We start from the raw sequence: 14,582 nt of genomic DNA, 5'->3' as shown, positions 1-14,582 counted from the left end.
ATCACAAAGGGCAAATTACTTCTAAAGCATTGGGAATCAATGATATATTAAAATCAGTTGAATTATATTTTATTATTTCCCCGTCAGCATGAATGTCGACATCATTGCTAAAATTGAGTGTAAGTTTATCAACTTTTTCTGATTTTACGTGAGGAATTAACTGTGGTTTTCTGATTAAAAAAAGGGGCAGAAAAATAGGAATAAGCCATTTTGATAACGGTTTTATTAATACGGAATTCAGTTCCCCATCTGTAATTGACGCATTGGGTGCAATCCAAAAAGATCCGCCCTCTACCCTTCCATTTGCCAGTGAAAACATGATAGCACGTTCTTTTGAAATATTCCCACCTTTATCAATAGTTACATCAAATGAAGAGTGGTTTACCACTGCTTTAAGTGCTGATATGGCATAAGCTAAAATCGGATGTAAGTGTTTAAGTTGTAATGCATATCGGTTGGTAAGTCCGTCAAAACCAAACCCCAATGAATTTAAAAAGATAAAATCGTTGCATTGTCCCACATCTATCGAGACTGTATTTGCTTGTTTTAATACAGAGATTGACTGTTTGAGCTTAACCGGAATGGTTAGAGTTTTACAGAGGTCATTACCAGTTCCCAGAGGAACAATACCCAGCTGTTTTTGAGTATTTATAAGGCGTGTAGCTACTTCACGGACCGTCCCATCACCGCCACAAGCTACAAATACGTCAAATTTATTAAAATTCTGTTCAATGAAGTCAGAAATATCTCCAATTTTTTTAGAGTGAAACAGATATGCATCATCAAATTCCGTGATGTAGGTTTGTAGACGCTCCAATTTCAATTCTGACTTACCTCCCTGAGCAGCGGGATTGTATAAAAAGGCATATCGTTTCACGAGATAGAATCATTTAGATACGATTCTAATATGCTTAAACAACGTCGAATGTCATCGATAAACACCCGTTCGCCTATTTGGTGGTAGGGATAAATGGAAGGTTCTAATGCCACTGAAACTGTTGCATGACCATCGTTAATATTAAATTCTTCTCCATAATGCAGATAATCATTGGTGTTATTATCTACTTTGATATCAGAATCGATAGCCAAAAACCGATTTACCGCCTGTTCTGTTTTTTGGATGAGGTTTTTGCTGGGATCAAGATTATTTAACTCCCAGTAATTGGCATAGAGCGCTATACCATTGTTACCTTTAAAAAGCGGGGTTGTATCCAAAGTAATAACCTGATCCGGCACTTCATCAAGGGTTAGGCATTGTTTGGCAATGCGTCGAGCTCCCATCCCATTGGTATACCCTTTGCCGTTATTCTTAAGTAGTTGCGGATGTTCTTTAAGCCCTTTCTTCTCCTCCATTTCAGAAAAGAAAAAAAGCATATTTGGCCATTGACGGCTGTCAGCCATTTCTGCCAGGGTTACTACCATTCCCAACCCGGCACTGTCGTCCATAGCCCCTTGAATTTGATTGTTAGTGATATCCACGGGCAATGGATCTGGGTAATCGGTACCGTAATGGTTAATTTTATCGAGATGTGCGGTTAGTGCAACTGTCGGAAGCTCGGATTGGTCACCGACTTTATAAACCAGGTTATTGCCCTTAACATTAATTTCATGGGCAGAAATATCGTTAAATACCTGACGGATGTAAGGATGAAGTCGTTCTTCGTAGGTACTAAACGAAGGAATTTGTGCAATTTCGGTGATATGTGTTACTGCCCGGTCTAACATTGTTAGTTTGTTGTAAAGGCAATATCGAACGTACCGTCTTTCTCAGCCTTAATAGTTATTTTATCAATAATGGCATTGGTATTAAGCGGACTATAAAGATGTGGAAATTTTTCCCCGGTATCCTCATCCTTTTCATATTTAATATCATCGTGAAGTGTGGTAGCATCAATCACAAGTAGAAGAATTTCATCTTTATCTCCAAAAAAACTGTTTGCAGCAGTTTCTACTTGTTCTCCCGTTGAAAAATGAATAAAGCCATTGCTGTCAAGGGATTCCGGTTCATAACTTCCACTGTTATTATACTGTTTCCAATCGTCTTTGGTAGTAATATGAAATAATAGATCGTCTCGCATAGAGTATATGTTAAAGTAAATTTGAAATTATTCGTAAGCTAAATGTAACAGCGCGTCACCTTTATGAACTACGGGAGCATAATTTAAGCCAATTACCTGCCCACTATGTGGGCATGTAAATTTGAACTGTTCTTTACCATAGGGATCATTTATATGCCCCAGCACCTGATGCTTTTTTACCTTATCACCGAGTTCGATTTTTGGCCTGAACAATCCGGCATATTTAGCTCTAACCCATGTAGTCTTCCGAAATGTCTTGGTTTCCTGGACGACTTTTGGGGCTTCATTTCTCATTCCAAGATATTTCATCAGTCTTAATGTGCCATTAATACCTTCCTGAATTCCAAATTCATAAAAGCGTGTGGATTCTCCGGCCTCATAAACCAAGATATGTTTACCCTTCTTATGGGCCGCCTTTCGAAAAGATTTTTCAATGAGTGAAGAATGAATCACGAAAGGAGCTCCAAAAGCTTCTCCAAGTTCCTTGTTCTTTTCAACATCCAATGTACATCGCACTTGCGGATAATTGGATCTAGCTGAGCCACCAGTATGAAAATCGATGCCATAATCAATCTTAGGCACGATCTCGTTCATCAACGTATGGGCTAACAAACGTGCCAGTGATCCCCCCTTTACGCCCGGGAAGCTGCGATTAATATCCTTACCATCCGGTAATCCACGCACATTTTGGATAAACCCATACACGTTAACCAAAGGAAGCGCAATTACACTTCCTTTTTTGGGCATTAGCAGGTCTTTAGCAACCATCCGCCGGATAATTTCTATGCCGTTTAATTCATCGCCGTGAAGTCCGCCGGTGAGCAATAATGTAGGTCCATCCTTTTCAGACCGGAAAACATGGACCGGCAGATCAATGTTGGTATACGTAGGCAGCCGGGCTATATTTAGCTGAATTTCTTTTTCTTCCCCTGGCTCAATCCTGTAGTTGTTAATCGTGATTGTTTCAGGCATTTCTGGTTAAGTTCTGACTCTTGCGGGGATTATTCTTTATTTCCTTAGCTTTACGTTCAACAAATGAAATAATACGTCCGGCAATGTTTTTACCCGTTGCCGACTCAATGCCTTCCAACCCGGGTGAAGAGTTTACTTCGAGCACAAGGGGTCCTCGTTCCGATTGTAACATGTCTACCCCGGCAACCGACAAGCCCATTGCGCGAGCAGCCACAAGCGCAGCATGACGCTCTTCCTTAGTTAGCTTAATCAACTCTCCGCTGCCCCCACGGTGGATGTTAGATCGAAACTCCCCTTCGACTCCTTTTCGCTTCATAGCCCCTACTACTTTTCCATCGACCACAAAAGCTCTAATATCTTCGCCTTTAGCCTCTTCAATAAATTCCTGAACAATTACGCGGGCCTTCATACTATGAAATGCCTGTATAATCGACTCGGCTGCTTTAAAAGTGGGTGCTAAGACAACCCCAACGCCCTGCGTACCTTCTAGTAATTTAACGATCAGCGGTGGACCTCCTACGGATTCAATAATTTTTCGAACCTCTGTAGAATAATTTGTAAACACTGTTTTAGGCATTCCCACTCCTGCTCTAGCCATAATTTGCAGACTTCGCAGCTTATCGCGCGATCGTACAAGTGCTTGTGACTCGACAGCGGTAAATACTTTCATCATCTCAAACTGTCTAACAACCGCAGACCCATAAAACGTCACGGAGGCACCAATGCGGGGAATTACGGCATCAACGCCTGCAACTTTGGTCCCACGATAGTAAATACATGGATTATCTTTTTCACTTACAATATCACATTTAAGATGATCTAAAACTGTAGCTTCGTGGCCGGCTTCTTCAATTGCTTCAGTAAGGCGAGAGGTTGAGTAAAGTTTAGAATTTCGAGATAAAACAACTATGTGCATGTAAAATTAATTATGTCTGTTCTTTGATTTCATTTTTGATAAATACTTTTGGGATACATCAACAAGAAACCGCCCATTGATTAATTTCCGCCCAACCAAGACAGGATAACGCATCTCTGAACGGTCTGTAAGTGACAATTCAGCCGTCAAAAGCCTATCCGAAAGTTGAACCTTAGTTTTTACAACAAAACGTTCTTCCCTCGATCCATTTGAACTTTTAACTACCTTTTTACGGTGTATAGGCAACTCAAAAAGCTTGTCATTATACGTTTCATGTGATGGATCCAATAAGTTGAACCGAACATATTCCCCGTCATAGTTTTGAACCGGTTTTATATGGTGACAATGCAGACTCGAAGTGTAAGCTCCGGTATCAATTTTTGCATCGATACCATATAAATCCCACTCGGGAAAATTGATTGGTTCTAATCTGCCAATAATTTTGAGATCCTTTTTTTTAGCAGCCATTTTGCAATCACATTAATTGTTAATGAACCCACCTAAGTATACAAGTTATTAGGCTTTGTATCATCTGCGAACTTCCAAATTCATTTCTTCTAAATTTCTCTCTTTTTAATACTTTACAGTTGTTAAGCTTAACATCAATTATTGACCCATTATGTCTCGCATGTTTCACAAATTTATTCCGTTTAGCTTTCTGTTCATTGGTTTTTTATTTGTCTCTTGCAGTAGTTCCTCTACGCTTCAACATCCAACCACTTCCGCCACACTTTGGGCACAAAATGCCGCTGAATATAAAGCACTGACCAAATCAGTTTATAATACAGCTCTCTCAAATTTAGGGATGGCCATTGAAGATTCTTACTGGACGGCCTACCCCAATCAAGAAGATCAAGAAATACGCGGCATGCCTCCTGCAGTAATTTTAGATGTTGATGAAACGGTCTTAGACAACTCTCCCTTTCAGGCCAGGATGATCAAACAGAATAGTAGCTTTGATCCTAAACAATGGAATGACTGGGTGATGGAAGCAAAAGCTAACCCTGTGCCCGGGGCTGTTACATTTACGCAACGAGCGGCCAATCAAGGCGTAGCTGTTTTTTATCTAACCAATCGGGAAGCTGACGTTGAGGAAGGGACTCGTCAAAACCTGGAAGAACTTGGATTTCCACTTTCTGAGAATGAAGACCGTATCCTAAGTAATAATGAAAAAGAAAACTGGACCTCAGCCAAAACAGAACGTCGCGCATATGTTGCTAAAAATTACCGTATTATCATGCTGTTTGGGGATGATCTCAACGATTTTATATCAGCAAAAGGTATCTCTCAGAAGGAACGAGATGAACTTGTTGAAAGTAATAAGAATAAGTGGGGTAGATTCTGGTACGTGCTACCTAACCCTGCTTATGGATCTTGGGAAAATGCGCTCTACAATTTTGATGATTCTTTGAGTCCCGCGCAAATTGACAGTGCAAAAAAAGCGCGTCTTAATTCTAAGAGAAAATAAGTTGCTATGAACAGTCCGAAAATCATTGAAAGGTTTTTAAAAGAAGAGGTTCAAACTAGAGGTGGATTCTCCATTTACACTAACCTATTCCTCTATAAAGACAAACAATTATTAAAAGAGAATCGCCTTAAGGAATTTGCAGAGCGTAAAATTGATAAAGCACAAAATATATTCTGGGCGGTTTCATTCAGTATATTTATTGCCACTTCGTATTCGTTCTGGCACTTGATTGAATTTGGTCAAAGTTGGCATTGGAGTGATCTGACTATTGGAATAGCCTTTTGGGGTATCCTTATGTATGTCCTAATTATGGCGTGTAAAGAATATTACACCATCACAAGCTCCATGTCGCTGTTCATTAAGTTGCTAAAGGAGGATAAAACTGATGATGCACCAACTGATGGTCAAAAATAAAAAGGTCCCGTTCATTAAAACGGGACCTTAACTCTAATAGTAACTAAACCTTACAATGCTTAGTTAGATTTTCTATTCTTCTTTTCGCGAATTAACATGACGCCTAATGCTACAGCCAGTAAAACGCTGCCTCCGAGCAGATAGACAAGTATATTATTGGATTGGGGTTGTGCAATTTGGGTCCATTCATCTACTTTTTGATTAAGTTCGGAGGTTTGTTCCCGACTTAATACGTTGGCATAAGCCAAACTGCTTGTCCATTGCACTTCGACGCGATCCCAAAACTCCTTGAATTGTTGGAGATCCTTGTAATTTGCTTCAGAAGGATTATCCCTACCCTCCTTGATCTTTCGATCCAGGTAAGAATGTAAAGCTGCATTGAATTCATCAGCGGACTTAAAGCCAGTGGTTTCAATGCCTTGCTGCACAAAATAATCATTAACTGCATCAATGGTATTGGCCTGTAACAGGCTATCCCATTTAGTTAAGTTGGTGTTAATATTTTCAGTAAGCATATCAGCATTCTCGCCTTCATAAACCTCATGGATTTTATCGCCAAGCTTATTCCACATGGCCTGGAATTGATGATTTACCTCCGCCATCCGCAAGTAATCATCCAGCTGTAAATTCGAAGCATTCCGCTGTAAGATTTGGATGTTCTCATCGGAAATGTCATGGACCAATTTGAGTGCATCATTTGTCTTAATCCGTGATCGTTGATCATAATCTTCAATCTCCTGTAAGGCATCCAAATCCATATTCTGATACGTTACAACCATTGAATCAATAAACGTTAAAATGAGCTCATCGCGCTTCTCTAATCTTTGGCGATACTCTCGTACCATATTTGACAGCTCTTTTTCGCTTTCAGTAGACTTGCGAATGGCCGTCTTAAGAGAATCAGTCTGTTGGTCGAGCTGGCTTAAATCCTGTTCGTATGATGCAAGCTGGTCTTCAAGCTCATTAAGCTGTTTTTGCTGCTTAGCAATAGTTTTAACCTTACTCAGCGTGTGGACTGATGACTTCTTTAAACTTTCCATTCGCTTGTCGTACGTATCTGGGTATAAAGCTTTGTCAAGCAACTCTTCATGCTCACTATAATTTTGATCAAATTGCTTGATTGATTCGATCAACATTTCAGCACTATCAGGTGATGATACATTTTCCATCTGTTGTTCGTAGTTGGCATATTGCTGTTTAAATGTTTTTTGTATCTCATAATCCGACTGTGCTTCCTGGGCATAAAGTGCTGAAGAAAAAAGTCCGAGTGCGACCGTCAATATTATTGTGTATCGAATTTTCATAATCAGTTAACCTCTCGTTGAGCCATTTGGGATTCTTCTTTCTCAATGCTCTCTGCATAAACCTTCCATACTTCGCCAGTAGAGCGATTAAGCAGTTGTATATGGGTCATTCTCTGGTTAAATGCAGGTTTTGCAATGCCTTCTTCCGTCGTCTTTAGAGTTTCTTTTAAAACCAATTTTCCTTTTTCAGGTGCCATAACGTACACATTACTGTAATTTGGGGCGGTTATATAGTAGTATCCTTCCTGTCCTCGGATATATCTGACTTGTTTTGTGGTTATAGAAGAAGTGTCTTGAGTCTCGGCATACTGAATAGGCTTGATATTAAACGTTAGCCCATGCTTGATATCTTGAACAGTGCCGTCCTCTTCAGGCTCTAGTACCGATTCAATGGATTGCGAATAGTCCACCTTGCTGATAACCATTGATTGTGTGCACCCTGTCAGTAGTACCATTGCAATCACAGTTATCAACATAACCGTTCGTATGAATGACTTCATGATATTGTGTGTTATATTTGTTGGTAATTGAACTATGATTTTGCCGTTCAATTACTTATAGATGGGATCATAAACAAATGTTCCTCAAAAGAACTGATGGATTAGAAAAGTGGGAACTTATCAACAAAAGAGATGATTATTCGCTTATAAAGAAATAAGAATATCCTTTGGGATATCATCTGGAAGCTGATCGCATCCCTGCAAGGCTTCCAATTCAATAATAAAGGAATAGCCCGCAACGTGTCCTCCAAGCTTTTCGACTAACTGGGTAGCAGCCTTAGCAGACCCCCCTGTGGCTATCAAATCGTCGTGAATAAGAATGCGGTCGCCTTCCGTAAATGCATCCTCATGCATTTCAATCATATCTTCCCCATATTCAAGCGCATACGTTGCTGATACAGTTTCAGCTGGTAATTTTCCAGGCTTTCGGACGGGAATAAATCCGGCATGGAGATCTTGAGCAAGGTTTGTTCCAAACAAAAACCCGCGTGATTCCAACCCCAGTACGTAGTCGATATCCATATGACGAAATGGACGAGCCAATACTTGAGAGGTAAGTTCCAGTGTATCGGGGTTCTGCAGCAGCGGGGTTATATCCTTAAACTGAATACCCGGTTTAGGAAAGTCAGGAATATTGCGGATATTCTCTTTTAATAATCTAATTACTTGTTGTTTAACACCGTCCATTTGCCGTTTTTTCTGATTCAGATTATCACGCTGATAATACCTATTTGATCCCCAAGGAAGCAAATTAAATGAACTCTGATATTTCCGGTACTCAAAAACACCTTCGATTTATGCAACAGGCTTTTTTTCTGGCAGAACAGGCCTATGAGGAAAAAGAAGTTCCGGTTGGTGCCATTGTGGTGAAAAATGATCATATCATTGGCAAAGGGTATAACCAGACAGAACGACTGAACGACCCCACCGCCCATGCTGAAATGCTGGCAATCTCTGCGGCATGTTCAACCCTTGGACAAAAATACCTTCAGGATTGTACACTTTATGTAACTCTAGAACCTTGCCCTATGTGTGCCGGCGCACTTGTTTGGGCAAAGATTGATCAAGTGATAATTGGTGCCCTGGACGGTAAGGCAGGAAGTTGTGGTAGTGTCTATAATATTGCATCAAGCGAAAAGCTAAATCACCAAGTTGATGTAATGCATGGATTTATGGAAGAGGACTGTGAGTGGATTTTAAAGCAGTTCTTTCAAGAACGTCGTTCAGAAGGAAATGGGCAGACCGGTTTATGATGCAGAAATTCGTTTTTTCCTGCCAATGTTTCGCGAATGATAAATGTAAGGGGTTTTTCCCTTTTTAACGCCTTTCAAAGAAGCTAATGGTTGCCCAATAATATATCGATAGAGAAATTGTATGGCTTGTTGCGCTTGGGTTTTGACCGAGTCGGGAACTTCCCTCCTTATAACAAGATAGTTTAAAAATTCGACCACTTCTTCCTCTCTCATTCGTTTTGGATGTTCAAAATTATGATAGTAAATATACCGGGTAATCCACCCGACATACATTTGCTCAGTTTGATAGCCCATTCCCTGTCTTCTTATCTCTGTACGAATTTTACTAAGTAGTACCGACTTTCCCATTGATCTCCCTTCTTTTATTGCGTTTATAAGTAAGACCACTGAGAAAGCTAATCCTTACATCCTTTTTTGACTGCGATATGGGTAAAACCTTTTAATATCCTCTTTTAGGAACACAATTTATTTACCTATAATTGGATTTATAAATGAGAAAGCAAATTAACCGTTTTACAGTAAATAATTCATTCTGTTATGGCCGCATCTTCCAAAAAAGTTATTTATGCTGCATTAATTGGGAATGGGCTCATCGCTATCACCAAATTTGTAGCGTCAGTTTTCACAGGCAGCTCCGCTATGATGTCAGAAGGAATACACTCAACGGTTGATACCGGAAATCAGCTGTTACTTTTATTAGGATTAAAAAAAGCTAAAAAACCGGCGGATAAACAGTTTCCCTTTGGGCACGGTAAAGAGATATACTTCTGGAGCTTTATTGTTGCGATCATGATATTTGCAGTAGGAGCCGGAATCTCGATCTATGAAGGTATTCATAGCTTAATGGATCCTCACCCTGTTGAGAATCCGTATATAAACTATATTGTTTTAGGATTGGCGATGATATTCGAAGGCTTTGCCTGGTATTTTGCCTGGAAAGAATTTGATAAGGCTCGTGGAGATCGTGGATATTACGAAGCCGTACGAAAAGAGAAAAACCCGACCTTATTTGTCGTTTTATTTGAGGACTCGGCTGCTATGCTGGGATTAATTGTGGCATTTATCGGGATTGCATTAGGTCAATACACCGGGCTTCTTATTTTTGACGGGATTGCCTCTATTGTAATTGGACTCATACTGGGAGTTACTGCTGTATGGCTCGCTTATGAAACAAAGGGACTGCTAATTGGTGAAAGCGCTGATCCGGAAATAGTAACAGGTATTACGAATTTAGCAACCAACTATAATTTTATATCTGGTGTTAATGAGATATTAACCATGCATATGGGCCCAAATTACATCCTTCTTAATCTGAGCGTAAATCTAAAAGACACCTCAGATGTATCAAACGTAGAAAAAAATATCTCAACTTTGTCCTCCCAGATTAAAAAAGAGTATCCTCTTGTAAAACGTGTGTTTGTAGAGGCAAAAGAAAGTGACCTATAATTATTTAAGATTTTCATTTTAACCTATTGTATAACAGCATATTTTCGAATGATAAAGAAGCTACTAATTGTATCATTTTTTGTACTATCAGTATTTGAGAGTGGTATCGCCCAAACCCCAATTTATACTGATAATCAAGAATCCGATGATAATTTTTCGGATCGATTTGCATGGGTGAACGAAAAAGATGCAGATATTCATGAAATGAATTTTATCATCGGATACTCCTTTGCTTCTACCAAGGGATTCTGGGGCAAAATTCCTAAAGCTACGCTTAGTATCTATACCATTCGATACAACCGAAAGCTTGTAACATACAATGCAAAGCATCTGCTCGAATACACTGCTGAAGCGAACTTAGCAGCTAATTATACTCTTTCTGATACGCCGAGATATCAAGCGGGTTCTTATAGCGGCATTGGTATTACTCCCCTGGGATTTCAATTTAATTTGAACCAACACAATACAATACAGCCTTTCCTTAAATCCTCAACGGGGTTTATGTATTTTAAAAAACCCTTTCCTGATAGTCGCGGTGTCCAATTTAATCTCACCCTTGAATTGGGCGTGGGCGTAGAAATCATGGTATTAGATCATATCTCTCTTTCACTTGGATATAAGTATCACCACATGTCTAACGGGCATTTAGGTGAAATTAATCCCGGCATAGACTCAAATATCTTTTACAGCGGATTTACAATCTTTTGATTTACTAAAAAATACCAGTTACAGCCTTTCCCATAACATTTTATGCTGGTTCTCGTAAATGCCCATGTAAAATCGAACCAAAATAATTCTATTGCTAGATTCGATGTGTAAGATTAAATTTCAAGTTGTTGCATTATTTACCTTCCTGCTGATTATTCCCTTATCAATACAGGCACAAGATAGTACAGATATAGAATGGAAAAACTACGATCTAAAATATCGCACATACCGTATAACCCTGGTGCCCGGCCTTAGTACTAACGGGATTGATGCCCTGGATTACGCCTCAAAATACTCTTTTAATATCTTGGGCGGTTACCACGGTGCCCTTCACGAAGGCTTTGAGTTTGGCCCCCTCATAAATGCCAATAAATATTATGCATCAGGTGTTCAAATAGCCGGTATCGGCAATTACTCCGGAAAGCATACCTTAGGAGTACAATTTGCCGGAATCGGAAATTATAGCGGCAATAGTATGCAGGGAGTACAAATTTCAGGAATCGGCAACTGGGCCTCATCAGATATTCAGGGTTTACAATTTGCCGGAATTAGCAATTGGTCGGGTGGTAGCATCCAGGGCCTGCAATCTGCCGGTGCATTCAATATGGCCAGAAGTGATATACAGGGACTTTTAGTCTCAGGTATCGGCAATATTTCTGGTGGTAATGTGCAAGGTTTATTGTTTGGAGGAATTACTAATATTGCACGTGAGGATATGCAGGGCATTATTACATCAGGAGCACTAAACTACTCAAAATCTTTCCAGGGAATTAGTATGAGTTCGGTAAATATAAGTCAACTCTTTCAGGGTATTCAGCTGGGCGCAGTAAATATTGTTAATCAGGGACAAGGAATTCAGGCTGGAATAGTAAATTATGGAAATGAGTTTGAAGGCCTCCCCATTGGTCTGGTAAGCTACTACAGAGATGGGAGAAAAAACCTTGACCTTTGGACTACTGAAACCGGCTTTACCAATGTCGGGATGAAACTGGGAACAGAACAAATTTATAACATGCTATCAATTGGATTTAACCCGCTTATCAATCGTGACGTTTGGCGGGTCGGGTGGAGCATTGGAAGATTGCATGAATATGAAAAATATGATCTGTATTCTGATTTTTCATATTTCAAAATTAATGAAGGCAGCTGGACCAACGATCTAAATTCAATTTTAAAATATCGTCTCCTTTTCGGAAAAGAGGTGAATGAAGATTTTAAATTCTATGGTGGTCCTACCTTCAATATGCTCATATCGCGACTACAAGAAAGTAATGATTATGCCCCCTACCGCCTACTCGATATTAAAGCCAAGGGACGCCAATATGTTTTTTGGATTGGCGCAACCCTGGGAATCGAATTGTTTTAAAAGCAACTACCATATACATTAACAATGTCGGGTTATTTTAAACCTCAATAAAAAAGATAGATTATGACGGCTAAACCAAAAGTATTACGAAAAGCGGAGTTTAATCCTCGTATCAAAAGGTATTTACTAATCTACGGGACCCTGTTTTCAATCATCACTATTGTGGGAATAGTTCTTCTGCCTATTTATCTGATAATAGCTCCTATACTTATTAACAAATACTTTGATCGGTTAAGCGCCGAACTTACAACGCGAGCCCTACGTTTTGAGAAAGGCGTACTTTTTCATGTAGAACGGACCATTCCCCTGGATAAGATTCAAGACCTCACTTTTAAAGAAGGTCCTCTGCTTAAATACTTTGGATTAAGCATTCTTAAAGTCGAAACGGCCGGCGGCAGTGGTCAGGGGCAGGCCGACCTGACCCTTATTGGTATTAGAGATGCTTCGGACTTTCGCAGCCAGGTTTTAGAACAACGCGACAAGGTAACCGATAATAAGTATTCATCATCTGCAAGTGAAACAGATGAATCTACCGTCGCTATTCTAAAAGAAATTAGAGATTCTCTGCAATCAATAGATCAGAAAATGAATTCAAAATAGGTTTTAATCGGATTCTCGTACCGTTTTGTCGGCAATTTTATCGTTATAGAAGTAAAAAAGCCCCATCGCTATGCCCCATTGTACGACAATGGTCGCAACAGAAAATGCACTTAGGGGATTGTACCAACTATCAGGCGCATAGGATGTTATACTAAGGTATATCCACCAGATGAGTAATGAAATCACTTCAACGGGCACCACATACTTTATAATAACCGTCCACCATTTTCCCAGATTAAAGCGTTGACTCCCGGTATTGACAATCGTTGATCGAAATTTATCGGGATCAAATCTAATGATAGCAAACGACATAAAAGCCCCGGAAACCATTAGTCCAACTGCCCACACAAAGTCCTGATTAGCAAGTATATCGGTTGAAATTGCTGAAGGCATGCCTAATAGAAAACCCGTGATACATATCGCGATAGTGGCATTTTTTCGGGGAAAACCCATATCTACGAAAACGCGGCTGGCCAGCTCAATCATCGAGATAAGCGAGCTAAAGGCCGCAAAAGTTAATCCCAGGAAGAAAAGAATGGCAAATAATTTTCCACCGGCCATTTCATTAAAAAGCTGGGGCATCCACATAAAAGTAAGTCCTGTAGATGCAGGTCCCGACGTTTTCATGATATTTAAAATTTCTCCATTACCCATGCTGCTGCCAAGAGTACCAAATACCGTAGCAAAAATAGTCATAGCGGCCAGCAGCGATACAATGTTATTACCAATACCCGTTTGGAATGCGCTAATGGTTATATCATCCTTGGAACGCATGTAGGCTCCATAGGTCAAAATTAGTCCCCATGCTGCACCGGTATCCCAAGCGTTTTGTGTTAGAGCTTCGAGCCACAGGCTAGGCTGCGCTAAGGTGGCCCAATCAGGTGTAAAGAGATATTCAATACCTTGAAAACTGCCGGGAAGCGTTACCGCTCGAATCAGTGAAATTACAACAACCAGCAATAATGATGGGATCAGCACCTTGTTAATTCTTTCAATCGAGGAAATGCCTTTGACAACAATGAGGCCACCAAGACCAATCATCACTGCATGAAAAACCGATGGCCAGATTGACCCTTGAAAGCTATACCAGATAGTTTCGGCTTGCCCCATACTTGCAGGCAGACTCGAAAAGATGGATTCTATCAAATAATAGAGACACCAACCTGCCACTACGCTGTAATAAAACATAATTGCGGTAGCTACAAAGCCAATAAAGCTACCCATCCAGGCGTACTTTTTCCCTACCAAATTTACAAATGAACCGATTACGCCTTTTCTTCCATGTCGTCCGATGCCATATTCGGCAATGATCAATGGAATTGAGAACAGAAACAGACAGGTAATCCATGCAATAAGAAAAGCCCCGGCCCCCTCCTGACCCCCATTCTGTGCGGCAATACGGGGGAACCTCCAAATATTCCCTGTCCCAACGGCAATGCCCAGCACACTTAAAATAAGCCCCAATTTTGTTGAAAAGAGATCCCCTGATCCATTTTTACCGCTCATAAGGCATACTCCACATACTTAAATGGTTTTAAATTTCTTGCGTCTATTTTT

The 14,582-nt window shown here is 40.1% G+C and carries 18 protein-coding genes; 7 read left to right on the top strand and 11 right to left on the bottom strand.

The window, feature by feature from the left end; all coding sequences use genetic code 11:
• Position 1: 1 nt before the first annotated feature.
• The 6 genes from ACT3IB_RS02450 to ACT3IB_RS02425 are packed head-to-tail and all read right to left on the bottom strand — an operon-like array spanning position 2 to position 4,434.
• On the bottom strand, positions 2 to 877 hold the full coding sequence (locus ACT3IB_RS02450; RefSeq protein ID WP_491537436.1) for a diacylglycerol/lipid kinase family protein: 876 nt from the start codon (positions 875 to 877) through the stop codon (positions 2 to 4).
• Positions 874 to 1,725, bottom strand: a complete 852-nt coding sequence (locus tag ACT3IB_RS02445; RefSeq protein WP_491537435.1) for a zinc-binding metallopeptidase family protein — start codon at positions 1,723 to 1,725, stop codon at positions 874 to 876. Before ACT3IB_RS02445 ends, ACT3IB_RS02450 begins: the two co-directional genes overlap by 4 nt.
• Before the next feature lie 2 nt (positions 1,726 to 1,727).
• Positions 1,728 to 2,078 (bottom strand): DUF952 domain-containing protein, encoded by a 351-nt coding sequence (locus ACT3IB_RS02440; protein WP_491537434.1) that lies wholly within the window; start codon positions 2,076 to 2,078, stop codon positions 1,728 to 1,730.
• Positions 2,079 to 2,105: 27 nt separating this feature from the next.
• A complete protein-coding gene (locus ACT3IB_RS02435; RefSeq protein ID WP_491537433.1) occupies positions 2,106 to 3,050 on the bottom strand; it encodes a succinylglutamate desuccinylase/aspartoacylase family protein in 945 nt (314 codons plus the stop codon).
• Positions 3,043 to 3,966 (bottom strand): 30S ribosomal protein S6--L-glutamate ligase, encoded by a 924-nt coding sequence (rimK, locus tag ACT3IB_RS02430; RefSeq protein WP_491537432.1) that lies wholly within the window; start codon positions 3,964 to 3,966, stop codon positions 3,043 to 3,045. The genes ACT3IB_RS02435 and rimK overlap by 8 nt, the downstream gene beginning before the upstream one ends.
• A 6-nt stretch (positions 3,967 to 3,972) precedes the next feature.
• Positions 3,973 to 4,434, bottom strand: coding sequence for an ATP-dependent zinc protease family protein (locus ACT3IB_RS02425; protein WP_491537431.1), 462 nt, complete (start codon positions 4,432 to 4,434; stop codon positions 3,973 to 3,975).
• A 151-nt stretch (positions 4,435 to 4,585) separates the two neighbouring features.
• Here ACT3IB_RS02425 and ACT3IB_RS02420 point away from each other — a divergent pair, with 151 nt between their 5' ends.
• Together ACT3IB_RS02420 and ACT3IB_RS02415 are read left to right on the top strand one after the other, a co-directional pair.
• On the top strand, positions 4,586 to 5,434 hold the full coding sequence (locus tag ACT3IB_RS02420; protein WP_491537430.1) for a 5'-nucleotidase, lipoprotein e(P4) family: 849 nt from the start codon (positions 4,586 to 4,588) through the stop codon (positions 5,432 to 5,434).
• 6 nt (positions 5,435 to 5,440) lie between these two features.
• A complete protein-coding gene (locus ACT3IB_RS02415) occupies positions 5,441 to 5,848 on the top strand; it encodes a hypothetical protein (protein WP_491537429.1) in 408 nt (135 codons plus the stop codon).
• A 59-nt stretch (positions 5,849 to 5,907) separates the two neighbouring features.
• On the opposite strand, the gene ACT3IB_RS02410 is transcribed toward ACT3IB_RS02415, so the two are convergent.
• The 3 genes from ACT3IB_RS02410 to ACT3IB_RS02400 form a co-directional block, all read right to left on the bottom strand.
• A complete protein-coding gene (locus ACT3IB_RS02410) occupies positions 5,908 to 7,152 on the bottom strand; it encodes a hypothetical protein (RefSeq protein ID WP_491537428.1) in 1,245 nt (414 codons plus the stop codon).
• A 2-nt stretch (positions 7,153 to 7,154) separates the two neighbouring features.
• A complete protein-coding gene (locus ACT3IB_RS02405) occupies positions 7,155 to 7,652 on the bottom strand; it encodes a hypothetical protein (RefSeq protein WP_491537427.1) in 498 nt (165 codons plus the stop codon).
• Between the two features lie 144 nt (positions 7,653 to 7,796).
• Positions 7,797 to 8,339, bottom strand: coding sequence for an adenine phosphoribosyltransferase (locus tag ACT3IB_RS02400; RefSeq protein WP_491537426.1), 543 nt, complete (start codon positions 8,337 to 8,339; stop codon positions 7,797 to 7,799).
• 68 nt (positions 8,340 to 8,407) lie between these two features.
• Here ACT3IB_RS02400 and tadA point away from each other — a divergent pair, with 68 nt between their 5' ends.
• Positions 8,408 to 8,905, top strand: coding sequence for a tRNA adenosine(34) deaminase TadA (tadA, locus tag ACT3IB_RS02395; RefSeq protein ID WP_491537425.1), 498 nt, complete (start codon positions 8,408 to 8,410; stop codon positions 8,903 to 8,905).
• On the opposite strand, the gene ACT3IB_RS02390 is transcribed toward tadA, so the two are convergent.
• Positions 8,900 to 9,253, bottom strand: coding sequence for a site-specific integrase (locus ACT3IB_RS02390; protein WP_491537424.1), 354 nt, complete (start codon positions 9,251 to 9,253; stop codon positions 8,900 to 8,902). The genes tadA and ACT3IB_RS02390 overlap by 6 nt on opposite strands.
• 189 nt (positions 9,254 to 9,442) lie before the next feature.
• On the opposite strand from ACT3IB_RS02390, the gene ACT3IB_RS02385 reads away from it, so the two are divergent.
• The 4 genes from ACT3IB_RS02385 to ACT3IB_RS02370 all read left to right on the top strand — a co-directional run bounded on the left by ACT3IB_RS02385 (position 9,443) and on the right by ACT3IB_RS02370 (position 13,025).
• Positions 9,443 to 10,351: a cation diffusion facilitator family transporter gene (locus tag ACT3IB_RS02385; RefSeq protein WP_491537423.1), complete on the top strand. Its 909-nt coding sequence runs from the start codon at positions 9,443 to 9,445 to the stop codon at positions 10,349 to 10,351.
• 48 nt (positions 10,352 to 10,399) lie between these two features.
• The gene (locus tag ACT3IB_RS02380) at positions 10,400 to 11,059 is read left to right on the top strand and encodes an acyloxyacyl hydrolase (RefSeq protein WP_491537422.1); all 660 of its coding nucleotides are present in this window, start codon (positions 10,400 to 10,402) and stop codon (positions 11,057 to 11,059) included.
• Between the two features lie 103 nt (positions 11,060 to 11,162).
• Complete coding sequence (locus tag ACT3IB_RS02375; protein WP_491537421.1) at positions 11,163 to 12,425, top strand: LA_2272 family surface repeat-containing protein; 1,263 nt, start codon at positions 11,163 to 11,165, stop codon at positions 12,423 to 12,425.
• A gap of 63 nt (positions 12,426 to 12,488) precedes the next feature.
• Positions 12,489 to 13,025: a PH domain-containing protein gene (locus tag ACT3IB_RS02370; protein WP_491537420.1), complete on the top strand. Its 537-nt coding sequence runs from the start codon at positions 12,489 to 12,491 to the stop codon at positions 13,023 to 13,025.
• Between the two features lie 3 nt (positions 13,026 to 13,028).
• Here the strand turns inward: ACT3IB_RS02370 and ACT3IB_RS02365 are convergent, their stop codons facing one another.
• Entirely contained in the window at positions 13,029 to 14,531 is a 1,503-nt protein-coding gene (locus ACT3IB_RS02365) for a sodium-dependent transporter (RefSeq protein WP_491537419.1), read from the bottom strand.
• Positions 14,532 to 14,582 lie beyond the last annotated feature (51 nt).

It is taken from the genome of Fodinibius sp. GM21 (assembly GCF_058386955.1).
This window is presented reverse-complemented; position numbering and strand designations above follow the sequence as displayed.

Coding starts and splice junctions, on each gene's coding strand:
- ACT3IB_RS02445 (WP_491537435.1), bottom strand. CDS start 1,725: ATGTTAGACCGGGCAGTAACACATATCACCGAAATTGCACAAATTCCT.
- ACT3IB_RS02440 (WP_491537434.1), bottom strand. CDS start 2,078: ATGCGAGACGATCTATTATTTCATATTACTACCAAAGACGATTGGAAA.
- ACT3IB_RS02435 (WP_491537433.1), bottom strand. CDS start 3,050: ATGCCTGAAACAATCACGATTAACAACTACAGGATTGAGCCAGGGGAA.
- rimK (WP_491537432.1), bottom strand. CDS start 3,966: ATGCACATAGTTGTTTTATCTCGAAATTCTAAACTTTACTCAACCTCT.
- ACT3IB_RS02425 (WP_491537431.1), bottom strand. CDS start 4,434: ATGGCTGCTAAAAAAAAGGATCTCAAAATTATTGGCAGATTAGAACCA.
- ACT3IB_RS02420 (WP_491537430.1), top strand. CDS start 4,586: ATGTCTCGCATGTTTCACAAATTTATTCCGTTTAGCTTTCTGTTCATT.
- ACT3IB_RS02415 (WP_491537429.1), top strand. CDS start 5,441: ATGAACAGTCCGAAAATCATTGAAAGGTTTTTAAAAGAAGAGGTTCAA.
- ACT3IB_RS02410 (WP_491537428.1), bottom strand. CDS start 7,152: ATGAAAATTCGATACACAATAATATTGACGGTCGCACTCGGACTTTTT.
- ACT3IB_RS02405 (WP_491537427.1), bottom strand. CDS start 7,652: ATGAAGTCATTCATACGAACGGTTATGTTGATAACTGTGATTGCAATG.
- ACT3IB_RS02400 (WP_491537426.1), bottom strand. CDS start 8,339: ATGGACGGTGTTAAACAACAAGTAATTAGATTATTAAAAGAGAATATC.
- tadA (WP_491537425.1), top strand. CDS start 8,408: ATGAACTCTGATATTTCCGGTACTCAAAAACACCTTCGATTTATGCAA.
- ACT3IB_RS02390 (WP_491537424.1), bottom strand. CDS start 9,253: ATGGGAAAGTCGGTACTACTTAGTAAAATTCGTACAGAGATAAGAAGA.
- ACT3IB_RS02385 (WP_491537423.1), top strand. CDS start 9,443: ATGGCCGCATCTTCCAAAAAAGTTATTTATGCTGCATTAATTGGGAAT.
- ACT3IB_RS02380 (WP_491537422.1), top strand. CDS start 10,400: ATGATAAAGAAGCTACTAATTGTATCATTTTTTGTACTATCAGTATTT.
- ACT3IB_RS02375 (WP_491537421.1), top strand. CDS start 11,163: ATGTGTAAGATTAAATTTCAAGTTGTTGCATTATTTACCTTCCTGCTG.
- ACT3IB_RS02370 (WP_491537420.1), top strand. CDS start 12,489: ATGACGGCTAAACCAAAAGTATTACGAAAAGCGGAGTTTAATCCTCGT.
- ACT3IB_RS02365 (WP_491537419.1), bottom strand. CDS start 14,531: ATGAGCGGTAAAAATGGATCAGGGGATCTCTTTTCAACAAAATTGGGG.